This window comes from Blautia sp. HCP3S3_H10_2, assembly GCF_052122375.1.
Taxonomy (GTDB): Bacteria; Bacillota; Clostridia; order Lachnospirales; family Lachnospiraceae; genus Blautia_A.
In genome coordinates, this window is the sequence record NZ_JBQKCL010000007.1 from 20,899 (window position 1) to 33,531 (window position 12,633).

Annotated in this window: 8 protein-coding genes; all 8 read left to right on the plus strand. The window is 44.1% G+C overall.

Annotated features, from left to right (window positions below; all coding sequences use genetic code 11):
• Positions 1–50 precede the first annotated feature (50 nt).
• The 8 genes from ACTQWB_RS09095 to ACTQWB_RS09130 all read left to right on the plus strand — a co-directional run bounded on the left by ACTQWB_RS09095 (position 51) and on the right by ACTQWB_RS09130 (position 12,331).
• On the plus strand, positions 51–1,214 hold the full coding sequence (locus tag ACTQWB_RS09095) for a hypothetical protein (protein WP_441500941.1): 1,164 nt from the start codon (positions 51–53) through the stop codon (positions 1,212–1,214).
• A 31-nt stretch (positions 1,215–1,245) separates the two neighbouring features.
• Positions 1,246–2,235 carry an ABC transporter permease gene (locus ACTQWB_RS09100; protein WP_441500942.1) on the plus strand — a complete coding sequence of 330 codons (990 nt, stop codon included), beginning with the start codon at positions 1,246–1,248 and terminating at the stop codon, positions 2,233–2,235.
• A gap of 95 nt (positions 2,236–2,330) precedes the next feature.
• Positions 2,331–4,019 carry a glycoside hydrolase family 3 protein gene (locus tag ACTQWB_RS09105; RefSeq protein WP_441500943.1) on the plus strand — a complete coding sequence of 563 codons (1,689 nt, stop codon included), beginning with the start codon at positions 2,331–2,333 and terminating at the stop codon, positions 4,017–4,019.
• Positions 4,020–4,205: 186 nt separating this feature from the next.
• Positions 4,206–5,651 (plus strand): family 43 glycosylhydrolase, encoded by a 1,446-nt coding sequence (locus ACTQWB_RS09110; RefSeq protein ID WP_441500944.1) that lies wholly within the window; start codon positions 4,206–4,208, stop codon positions 5,649–5,651.
• A gap of 131 nt (positions 5,652–5,782) precedes the next feature.
• The gene (locus ACTQWB_RS09115) at positions 5,783–8,824 is read left to right on the plus strand and encodes a family 78 glycoside hydrolase catalytic domain (protein WP_441500945.1); all 3,042 of its coding nucleotides are present in this window, start codon (positions 5,783–5,785) and stop codon (positions 8,822–8,824) included.
• A gap of 48 nt (positions 8,825–8,872) precedes the next feature.
• Positions 8,873–9,502, plus strand: coding sequence for a beta-phosphoglucomutase (pgmB, locus tag ACTQWB_RS09120; protein WP_441500946.1), 630 nt, complete (start codon positions 8,873–8,875; stop codon positions 9,500–9,502).
• 334 nt (positions 9,503–9,836) lie between these two features.
• Positions 9,837–11,114 carry a putative bifunctional diguanylate cyclase/phosphodiesterase gene (locus tag ACTQWB_RS09125; protein WP_441500947.1) on the plus strand — a complete coding sequence of 426 codons (1,278 nt, stop codon included), beginning with the start codon at positions 9,837–9,839 and terminating at the stop codon, positions 11,112–11,114.
• Between the two features lie 137 nt (positions 11,115–11,251).
• Positions 11,252–12,331, plus strand: coding sequence for a GTP-binding protein (locus ACTQWB_RS09130; protein ID WP_441500948.1), 1,080 nt, complete (start codon positions 11,252–11,254; stop codon positions 12,329–12,331).
• Positions 12,332–12,633: the final 302 nt, after the last annotated feature.

The window sequence follows — 12,633 nt, forward strand, 5'->3', positions numbered from 1 at the left end:
TTAATTAAACAATTTCAAAATAAAAAACAATTTCAAGGAGGATTTGTCAAATGAAAACATCCAAAAAACTTATGGCACTTGCAGTAGCAGGAACTATGACCGCTTCTTCTCTTAGCATGGTATCTGTATCCGCAGAACCGAAGAAAGCCACAATTGGCGTATGCTTCTATCAGGATACAGGAAAAGCTGTAGATGCTACAAAGGCATTTCTGGAATCTCTGTCTGACACATTAAATGTAGAATTTAAGTATGGTACTTTTACACAGACAGATGAAGCTGCAAACCTGACAAAAGTACAGGAGTTGATTGCTTCCGGTGTAGACGGAATCATCGGTACCATGGATCTTGGAACACCATCTATTCTTTCTGAGTGCGATGCGGCAGGAATTTATTATGGCGGTTATCTCTGCGACTTTGATACTTCTTATACTTCTGCATATGACGATGTTTTTGGAAATCCAAACTTCGTTGGAACAGTAACAGATGGACATAATCCAGATGATGTCTGCATTGGAACCCAGTGCTTCGACAGCTTGATCGAGTATAATGAGAGAAATGCAGATAACCCGATCACCCATGTGTCACTGGCTATTTTCCCGGCATGGGCGTTCCCTGCACAGGCAATGGGTGCGGACCAGTTCATTGCAGCTGTTGATGAATATAATAAGACAGCAGAGACTCCGATCACAGTAGATCCGCTTGATGAGGAAGTTGATGTACTGAACTTTGCTCCGCTTGACAGTACCTATTTCTCCAAACATCCTGATACACAGGCAATCATCAGCCTTGCTGCAGGAACTTCTTTCGTATATCCGACTATGGTTTCTGCTGGTGTAGATTCTGATATTAAGCTGTTTACAACCGGTTATGAAGGCGGCGAGGAAAACAACTTTGGTTCTGCAGGAAACCAGACCTATCAGCAGGTTGTAGTTACAGGAGCTGAGACAATTGTTTACCCACTTGTACTGATGTTAAACAAGATCAATGAGACTGAGTTTGCTGATATGCCGGAAAAAGCAGAGAGAATCAGCACAGAGCAGTATATTGTAAACAGTGATGAGGATATGGAACTTTTTGTAAATTCTCTTTACACCACTGCTGATGTATCCGCTGCGGCATATACACCAGAGGATGTTCTGAACATGACAGTATTTGGAAATCCGGATGCAACATATGCAGATCTTGTAAGTGCAGTACAGTGTCTGACCTACTAAGACAAAGTTAAGCAAACGATTGGAGTATGCTATGAAAGCTGTAAAAAAAGTATTATTGTCACTGGTTTTACCAGTGCTGATGTTTGTGGTGATGCTTGTCATCACCATGAACAGCGATAAATGTATTGTAAACGGACGTAATATTTTCCTTGGAAAAGATCTGCTCAAGCAGGTTGTGATTAACAGTTGCATGACAGTTTGTGTGGCACTTGCAATCTGGCTTCAGCTGAAAAACGGACGCTTCGATTTCTCTGGCGGTGCTTCTATGGTTCTTGCAGCAATCGGCGCAGGGTATGTGGGACAGCATACCGGAAGCATGTGGGCTGCATTTGCGACTGCAATCGCTCTTGGGGTGGTCCTTTCCATGGGAACTGCAATTGTCTATATTGTGGGAAGACTGCCGATCATTATCTGTACCATTGGAATGACACTTTTATATGAGTCTCTGACATATCTGTTATTTGGAGGACAGGGAATCCGCGGATTTTATTCCACTCCTGCACTTTCCAAAATGGGACGTATGCCGCTGGTTCTTCTTCCGGCAGCGCTGGCAATGATACTTTTTGTAGTGTATACCTACTTTACAGCTTCCGGACGCAGGGAAAAGATTCTTGCAAACAATCAGAGTGCCGGTGTGAATATCGGAATCAATGAAAAGAAAAACGTATTTGTTTCCTATATTTTCTCCGGACTGATCATCGGACTTGCAGCAATCGTCTATATTTCACAGAATGATGTCACACCACAATCCGGACTTGCAACTTCTTCCATTATGTTTTCCTATATCGTTCCGGTATTTATGGGAACCTTTATCGGACTGGCAAGCAATGATGTGATCGGAATCGCAATCGCAGCAATTGGAATGGAAATCCTGAATTATGGTCTGAACTGTCTGAACCTGGGAGCAGGCGGATGGCAGCAGATCATCATGGGAATCTTCGTACTGGGATTCTATACATTCTCTTCCCAGTCTGGAAGAATAGCAGCTTTCTTTGAAAAAAGAAAAGCAGTAAGAGCATAAAAAAGAAATAAGATACTGTTGCAAATGGAGATGCGGACGGAATAAGCGAGCTTCTGTTTGCAGCAGTATTTTTTTAGAAAAGGATGAAAATAATTATGATCGATATAAAGGCAGCACCATTTAACCTGGATGATGAAGGGGTGAAATGGGTAGAAGAGACAAAGAAAGCAATGACACTGGAGGAGAAGATCGGACAGCTGATGGTTCCTATCGGCTATTCTGCTGATCCTGGCTATCTGCAGCACGTAATGCTGGATCATCATATCGGCGGTATTTTGTACCGCTGTGGGGAAAGTGAAGAAATGCAGGCTTGTCACAGATGGCTTCAGGAGCACAGCAAAATCCCGCTTTTTATTGCTGCAAACCTGGAAGCTGGCGGTGACGGAATCGCTGTAGATGGAACCTCTTTTGGAAAACAGATGGAAGTGGCTGCGACTGGTGATCCTGAGCAGGCATACCGTCTTGGCAAGATTTCCTGCTCCGAAGGAAAAGCAGTAGGCTGTAACTGGGCATTTGCCCCGGTAGTGGACATTGACAGAAACTGGAGAAACCCGATTACAAATGTGCGTACCTATGGAGCGGATCCGGAGTTTGTCCTGAAATGCGGTCTGGCATACAAACGTGGTGCGGATGAGGAAAATGTAGCAGTTTCCATCAAGCATTTCCCAGGAGATGGCTGTGATGAAGTAGACCAGCATATCCTCACAAGTGTAAATAATCTTTCCTGCGAAGAGTGGGATGAAACATATGGAAAAATTTATAAAGGCCTGATTGATGACGGGGCTTTGACTGTTATGGTAGGACATATTGCCCAGCCTGCTTATCAGAAGCATTTTAACCCGGATTTCCCGGATAAACTGGTTCCGGCAACCTTAAGCCCGGAGCTGCTTCAGGGACTGCTTCGCGGTAAGCTTGGATTCAATGGACTTATCAGCACTGATTCTACCTGTATGCTTGGATTTACAGTTGGAATGAAGCGTGAGAAAGCTGTTCCGTATTCCATTGAAGCTGGCTGTGATATGTTCCTGTTTAATAAAGATCTTCATGAAGATTATATGTACATGCTGAATGGCTATAAGAACGGAATCCTTTCTGAGAAGAGACTGGATGAGGCAGTTACCAGGATCCTTGCGGCCAAGGCTGCAATCGGGCTGCATAAAAAAGCAAAAACAGAACTGGTTCCGGCAAAAGAAGATCTTTCTATCCTGCGAAATGATGTTTACGAAAGCTGGGCACGTGAGTGCGCAGATAAATCTGTCACACTGGTAAAGAATAACGAAAACGTTCTGCCAATCTCACCGGAAAAAACAAGGAGAATCCTGCTGGAGATCCTTGGTGACTATCCATCCAGTGCAAGAGTTACAGAGCGTTGGAAAGCACTTCTGGAAAAAGAGGGATTTGAAGTTTCCATATATCAGAAAGAAGATTTCTCATCCGAACCTGATTTTTCCGTAGGAGGATTTCTGAAGAAATACGATCTGGTTCTTTATATAGGAAATATGGAGAATGCTTCGAATCAGGTAACTAACCGTTATCAGTGGTACACCTTCTGGGGAAATGGAGATAACTGCCCATGGTTTACAGCAGAGGTTCCGGTTATTTATGTAAGTATGGGAAATCCATATTCTCTTATTGATGTACCGCAGATTCAGACATATATCAACTGCTATTCCAACAATGATTATGTCATTGATGCATGTGCGGAGAAATTAATGGGGCGGTCTGAATTTAAAGGAAAAAGCCCGGTGGATCCGTTCTGCGGCAAGGAATATCTAAGATATTAGGAGATGGAATATCAACGAAATACAAAGTATTTAGAAAATTCGAGCGTGTTTGAAAAAACATTTTCGCAATTTGCATGCTTCACATGGTGATATATAGCAGAAGCTTTTTTAACGTGTTTTAGAGTGCATTTAAAGTGTTATGTGTCATTTATATCATGAATCAAGAGGAAAGGAAAATAGCAAATAATGAAGAAACAGGCATATAACCCATATTTACCCCTTAATGAATATGTACCGGACGGGGAGCCCCATGTGTTTGGAAAACGGTTATACGTATATGGCTCCCACGATCTTGCAGGAGGAGAGAGGTATTGCATGCAGGATTATGTAGTCTGGTCAGCGCCTGTTTCAGATCTGTCTGACTGGAAATATGAAGGCGTTTCCTACAGGAAAGACCAGGATCCGTCAAATCCTGGTGGCGAAAGGGCTCTTCAGGCACCAGATGTGGTAAAGGGCCCGGACGGGAGATATCATCTGTATTACTGTGTGACTTTTGTGCCGGAAATCGGAGTGGCAGTCAGTGATTCACCTGCCGGACCTTTTGAATTCTATGGACATATCCGTTATCCGGAAAGTATCAGAAATGGAAAAGAATTAAATGAATATCTCCCCTTTGACCCGGCGGTGCTGGTGGATGATGATGGAAAGGTATGGCTGTATTACGGCTTTTGCCCGGAAATTGATATGGAGAAACCAGATATGGGCGTGGAAGAAAAACAGGAAATGGGCATCAGCCCGGGAGCCATGGTAGCAGAATTGGAGCCGGATATGCTTACGTTGAAGGAAGAGCCGGTAATGATGGTTCCGGGGCAGAAGCTGGAGAAAGGCACAGAGTTCGAAGGACATGGATTCTTTGAGGCGTCTTCTATGAGAAAAGTGGGAGAGAAGTATTATTTTGTGTATTCCAGCCATTTAAGTCATGAATTGTGTTATGCAGTCAGTGACTATCCAAACAGGGATTTTTCTTATGGTGGAACGCTTATTTCAAATGGTGATATTGGATATCAGGGGAATGCAGTTCCCAGGAATATGATGGGCAATAATCATGGTGGAATGATTTGCGTAAATGGTCAGTGGTATATTTTTTACCATCGCCAGACACATGGAACTGAGTGTTCCAGACAGGGGTGCGCTGAGAAAATCACCATTGGAGCAGATGGGAAAATCCAGCAGGTGGAGATGACAAGCTGTGGACTGAATGCTGGTGCACTTACAGGAAAAGGAAAATATCCGGCAGCTATTGCATGTAATCTTATCTGCCCTGGGAATGATGGAAAAATAAATTATGGTGAATGCAGGAGAGAGCGGTTCCCATATATTTTCCAGGATGGGGAGACACATTATATTGCAAATGTGCAGCAGGACGTGAAGGTTGGATATAAGTATTTTTCTTATGAGGAAGAACTTTCTTGTGTGAAGATGATTGTAAGAGGAAGTGCCGAAGGAAAGATTCTTGCAGCTGCGGATGAAAGCGGAGAATTACTCAGAGGGGAAGCTGATATCCGGTTAGAGAATGAGATCCAGTGGCAGACTGTGACAATTCCGTTTAAGACAGGAAAAGCTGTGGAACCGCTGTATTTCATTTTTGAGATTTCCGGAACGCTGCAGTTTATGGAATTTGAGTTTATGTAATAAAAGAAGTCTGGAGAGTACGGAGAATTATTAGAAAGACATACAGCGTTGCTAAGCACAAGGTGAATAGTAACGCTATATGTCAGATTTATAGTACTGGAAGTATGAAACATATTAAGAGGAAATAGTATATGAGAATTGAGGACATAAAAATCAATGGCATCGAAAATCCGGTTGGTTTCGAACTGGATCACTTGAAATTGTCCTGGAAGGTGCGGGAAAGCGTATCTAAAAGGGCGGAGAATGTTCTTATCGAGGTAAGTGATAAGGCGGATTTTTCCAAATGTATCTGGAAAAAACAGGGGGCTGATCTGGATTGTACAGGACAGGAAATCGCTGTCCGGGTAGAGCCATATACCCGTTATTACTGCCGTGTTACGGTGACAGGAGATGCTGGTGATCTGGGATGTGGAACAGCTTTTTTCGAAAGGGGAAAAGGAAAAACTCCATGGGTTGGTAAATTTATTACCACTGCGGAAGATGATAAGTTCCATCCTGTTTTTGAGAAGAATTTTGAAGTAAAAGGTATGGCTGGCGTACAAGATGTAGTGACCCAAAACGGAATGCCTGAGAAAACTGTATCAGAAAAAGTTACAGCAGAGAAAGCAGTATCAGATAAAGCTACATCAGAAAACTGTGCATGTGATAATGGGACTACAAAAGTTGAAAAGAGCATTCTGAGAGCCAGACTGTATGTAACCGGCTTAGGTGTATATGAAGCCTGTATCAATGGAAAAAAAGCCGGTGAAGATATCCTGGCTCCATTTTGCAATGATTACCGGGAAAAAATCCAGTATCAGACCTACGATGTGACCGACCATCTGCTTGGTGGTCAGGAAAATCAGATTTCAATTTATTGTGGCAATGGGTGGTACAAAGGCAGACTTGGATATGAAGGCGCATCCCAGTGCTATGGAACCAGATTTGCGGCTATTGCAGAGCTTCATATCTGGTATGAGGATGGCAGTGAGACTGTGGTTGCCACAGATGAGACCTGGACATACCGGGGCAGCGATATCGAAATGAGTGATCTCTATGATGGGGAAGTGTTGAACCGACAGCTGTGGAAGGAAAAAGAAAATACAGCGAAACCAGTACAGCTCATCGAAAAAGACAAGGGAACCCTGATGGGGGAAATTACTCTTACTACGGCGCAGCTTACTGAGCGTTACAGTCTTCCGGTGAAGGTAAAAGAGACACTTACGGTACGGGAGATTATTCACACACCAGCCGGTGAGACTGTCCTGGATATGGGACAGAACATGGTTGGCTTCGTGGAATTTGATTCAGAACTTCCGGCTGGAACAAAAGTTACTCTGGATTTCGGGGAAGTGCTGCAGCAAGGCAATTTCTATAATGATAACTATAGAACGGCAAAGGCCAGATATGAGTATATTTCGGATGGCAGAAGGGAAAAGGTACGCCCGCATTTCACCTTCTTTGGCTTCCGCTATGTGCGTGTGACAGGATGGCCTGGGGAAGTAGATCCATCTGTATTTCGCGGATGTGTGGTGTATTCCGATTTGGAAACAACCACATATTTTGACTCTTCTTCTGCACAGCTGAACCGCCTTGCAAAAAACTGTATGTGGGGACAAAAGTCCAATTTTCTGGACATGCCTACAGATTGCCCGCAGCGTGATGAAAGACTAGGCTGGACAGGAGATGCACAGGTATTTGCACCTACCGCCTGCTACAACATGGATACCAGGGCTTTTTACCGGAAGTTTTTAAAAGATCTGCATATCGAGCAGAGAAAACAGAACGGTGCGATTCCAAACTTCATTCCGAACCTGGGAGGTCTTCCTGGCGGGTCCAGTGTATGGGGTGATGCAGCAACTTTTATTCCGATGGTTCTGTATCATCATTACGGAGATAAAGATGAATTAAGACAGAATTATTCCATGATGAAAGAATGGGTAGACTGGATCATCCGGAGTGATGAACAAAATGGAAATCAGAATCTGTGGAATTTCGGATTCCATTTCGGAGACTGGCTTGCCCAGGATGGTATCTCACCACAGAGCATGAAGGGCGGCACAGATGATGCACTGGTAGCATCCCTGTACTATTTTGCTTCGACGGGAAAAGTGGCAGAAGCTGCAGAAATTCTGGGATACAAGCTGGAAGCAGAGTACTACCATGAGAAAGCTGAGAAAATTCGTGGCGCAATTCTGAATGAATTTTTTGCTGTAAATGGAAGACTGGCGATAGATACACAGACAGCCTATCTTATGTGCCTGAATTTTGGCGTATATCGTGATAAAAACAAGCTGATTTCCGGACTAAAAGAGAGATTAAGAAAAGATTGTTATAAAATCAAAGGAGGCTTCGTGGGAGCTACCATGCTTTGCCAGGTGCTTGCCCAGAATGGACTTGAAGATGTAGCAAGCTATATTTTGTTCCAGGAGGGCTTCCCTGGCTGGATGCATTGTGTAAATCTGGGAGCCACCACGATCTGGGAAAGATGGAATTCCATTCTGGATGATGGTACCATAAGCGGAACAGACATGAACTCCCTGAACCATTATTCCTATGGCTCTGTAATGGAGTATGTGTACCGTTATATGGCAGGAATCCAGGAAATGGAGCCAGGATTTAAAAAGGTGCGCTTCGCGCCTCAGCTGAATAATAAGCTTGGCTATGTCACATACAGCTATGATTCTGTAAGTGGAAAATATACTTCTGCATGGAAAGTAAACGAAGACGGCACGGTGACAGTCCGGTTTGAAATTCCTTTTGGATGCAGCGCGGTGGCGGTGCTGCCAGATGTGGCGGAGATGAAATCGTACGTGGAACTGAAGGATGAAGAGGGAGAAAACGAAAGAAGCGGAACCGACGGAAAGGAAAACGGAAGTAAGGAAACGCCGCAGAATTTACAGGGTGAGATCAAGCTTTCAGCAGGTATCTATGAATTCTGCTACCGAACAAACCGGGACTACAGAAAAGCGTACACCATGAATTCCCGTCTGGAAGAAATGCAGAATGATCTCCGTGCAATGGAAATCCTGGCACGGAAAATGCCGCTTGCGGTGGACAAGATCAACAGTCAGGACCCAGAGAACCTGAACTTAAGTCTGAATGAATTACAGTATATGTTTTTCCTGGGATTTAATCCGGAGATGGTACAAGGTGCGGCTGCGGAGCTTATGCAGCTGGATGTAATCAGATAATATTGCATAGGCAATGTGATTAAGTTTGAGATAGATTGGAGAAAACAGATGAAAGCATTTATTTTTGATTTAGATGGTGTTATTGTTTTTACAGATAAGTTTCATTATCAGGCGTGGAAAAAGATGGCAGATGAAATGGGAATCTATTTCGATGAAACCATTAATAACCGTCTTCGCGGTGTAAGCAGGGCAGAAAGCCTGGAAATCATTCTGGAAAGATACGAAGACCCGGCTCTTTCCCAGAAGAAAAAAGCAGAACTGATGGAAAGCAAAAATCATACATACAGGGAGCTTCTTGCATCTATGACACCGGCGGATGTAGCGGATGAGGTAAGAGAAACTCTCGCTGAATTACATAAGAGAGGCTATAAGCTGGCACTTGGTTCTTCCAGTAAGAATGCGAAATTTATCTTGGAAAAGGTTGATCTGCTGGCTGCATTCGATGCAATTTCCGATGGTACAAATATCACGAAGTCCAAACCGGATCCGGAGGTATTTTTGAAAGCGGCAGAATTCCTGGGAGAGAAACCGGAGGACTGTTATGTGGTAGAAGATGCTTACGCTGGAATTGATGCTGCTAAGAATGCAGGGATGCAGGCTGTAGGAATTGGGGACGCTGCCGGATATGAGAAAGCAGATAAGAGGATTCAGAGTTTTAAGGAATTGCTGACAATGTAAGGCGAAAACAGGAAAAAGTAATTATAATAATGAAAAGCAGTCGCTGTGATAGGGGCTCATGTCGGAGAAAATGACGGAAGCTATCATATAGGCGGCTGTTTTTCTACGTAAATCGCGACTTCCTCATGTTGGGCGTGACCCAAGGTCAAAAGCTTTATCGTGCAAGCATGAACAGCTTTTTGATCTTTTGAACTTCGCATCTTATAAATTAAGCTTTTCAAAACCAGAAAACAATAGTAAAATAAGCAGTATAGGAATGTGAGTAAGAAAGGGAATGTCTGGTTCTGGAGAATGTGTTGGGGGACGTGAAGAAGGCCGGACGGAGTGGAGAACAATGACGATAAAAGCGAAAATTATGGAAACGGATTCAGTGACAGGGGCATTGAACCGGACAGGATTTTTTCATAAGGTGCGAAAGATGCTGGAGAGCAACCCAGAGCAGGATTATGCTATAGCTTATTTTAATATCCAGAGATTTAAGACGGTAAATGACCTGTTTGGCTATGAGGCGGGGGATGCGCTCTTGAAGAAGGTCGCGGAGATTCTTGCGACTTGTTTTCTGAAACCACTGGCAGTGGGAAGGATGGAGGCAGACCGTTTTACCGTATTTACGAGAAAATGCGATATGGATCTGGAACGTCTGCCAGAGCTTTTACACAGAACGTATAACAAAGGGGAACTGAAGCTGGATTTATATGGCAAGTGCGGTATTTATTACATTCCGCGGCATTGCAGCTTAAGCGTATCGGACATGTGCGACAGGGCCAAGCTTGCCAAGTCCAGTATTACCAACCAGTTTGTCCAGCCGTACGCTGTTTTTAATGAGCAGATGCGGGAGGATTACGAGCAGCGGAGTATTGCTCTTCTTCATCTGGACGATGCCATCCAGAATGGTGAGATCAAGGTTTTCTATCAGCCGATTTACGATGCCTGGACAGGGAAAGTGGTGCTGGCAGAGGCGCTGACCAGATGGTTCAGCTGTGAATTCGGCAATATTTCCCCGGCGAAATTTATCCCGATCCTGGAAGAGAGCGGTTATATTACCAAGCTGGATTCTTATGTTTACCAGAGCGTTTATGGATTCCTGGAAAAACGCCAGAGGGAAGGCAGGCGGAATGTGGATATCGGTGTGAACCTTTCCAGAATGGATCTGATGGACAAGCATATCATGGAGAAGATCCTGAATGATGTGCGTACATCAGAGCTGCCGAGGGGAAGCATCAGCTACGAGCTTACCGAGTCTGCTTATGCGGGAGTGTCTGAGGATGGGAACAGGTTCCTGGCTCAGATGCATGCTGCAGGAGCGAAGCTTTTGGTAGATGATTTCGGAAGCGGGGTGTCTTCTTTTAGCACCATTCGTGATTATGATTTTGACATTTTGAAGCTGGATATGGGATTTGTCCAGAAAATCGGACTGAACAGAAAAAATAACAATATTATCATTTCTCTGATCGAGCTGGCTCACCGCCTGGACCTGAAAGTGATCGCAGAAGGTGTGGAGACGAAGGAGCAGGCGGACTTCCTGAAGAATTACGGCTGCGATTATTTCCAGGGATATTATTTTGCGAAGCCGATGCCACAGGAGGAGTTTGAGGCGTTATTGGATAAATAGGCGATAGAGCGAAAATGGATTGAACAGTTAAAAATAACGGAGCAGGTATATCTTGAAAAAAGAGTACCTGCTCAGTTTTAATCCTATTGTTATTAAAAATGTAAGAATAATTTTGAGAAAATAAGAGGTGATATACCGTGGTAAAGGTAGATTTAATTACAGGTTTCCTGGGTTCCGGGAAGACCACATTTATAAAAAAATATGCTTCCTGGCTGATGAGCCAGGGTTTAAATATCGGCATCCTGGAAAATGATTTTGGTGCAGTGAATGTGGATATGATGCTGCTTCATGATCTGGAGGGCGAGAACTGTGAGCTGGAGATGGTTTCCGGCGGCTGCGACAAGGATTGCCACAGGAGAAGGTTTAAGACTAAGCTGATCGCAATGGGAATGTGTGGATATGACAGGGTTCTCATTGAGCCGTCTGGGATTTTTGATGTAGATGAGTTTTTCGATGCACTGTATGAGGAGCCTTTGGATAAATGGTACCAGATCGGAAACGTGATCACCATTCTGGATGCCAGACTGGAAGAAAAGCTGCAGCCACAGGCAGAGTATCTGCTGGCTTCAGAGGCTGCGGATGCGGGATGCATTGTTCTCAGCAAAAGCCAGGAAGCGTCTGAGCAGGAAATCCAGGGGACTGTGGAGCATCTGAACCGGGCGCTGGAAGGTGTGAAATGCAAACGACGTTTTACAGAGAAGGAAATTCTGTGCAAAGACTGGGAGCAATTTACGGATGAGGATTTCCAGCGGATTTTTGCCAGCGGTTATGTGATGGAGGATTTCGAAAAGCAGTGTTTTGACGAGAAGGAAGGCTTCCAGTCTTTGTATTTTATGGAACTGAAGATTTCTGGGGAGAAACTGGAAGCGGCGGCACGTAAGATATTGGAGGATCCCAGATGCGGAGATGTGTTCCGGATTAAGGGATTCGTGAGGGAAAACAGGCAGATTCCCGCAAAAGAAGCGAATGGTGGCAGTGGCGATAAAGAGAATGCTAAGAGAGCAGATAATGGTCTGGCTGGGGCAGCAGATAGCGGTTCTGTGGGAGCTGCAGATAAAGGTTCTGCTGAGTTGTCGAATGAGACCAAGGGCTGGCTGGAACTAAATGCTACCCGTAAGGAATTTTCCCTGAAACCAATCGCTGTAGGACAGGAAGTGGTGATCGTGATCGGGGAGAATATGGAGGAAGAGCGGATACGGGAGTATCTGGGAGCGTAAGTGGTTGCTGGTCACGGAGTGAACAGTAACCGTAATTGAAAAAGGGGAATTCCATTGCGGTGGGATTTCCTTTTTTGTAAGCAAAAATTTCGCTGGGATTCTTGGTATATAAAAAAGGTTTTGGTTTATTTCGTTGGTGAACTGTCGAAACATGTCGAACGATTTTTCTTTGAATGTGTTTGGTAGTATGTTATCCTAGACGTGTCTTATAAGATTCGTACATTTAAATCGACTCAAAATGTTATAGTCCATCTTTTAGTATATTGTTCTGATAGTTCCGAATCAGGAGCGAAAATATCCTT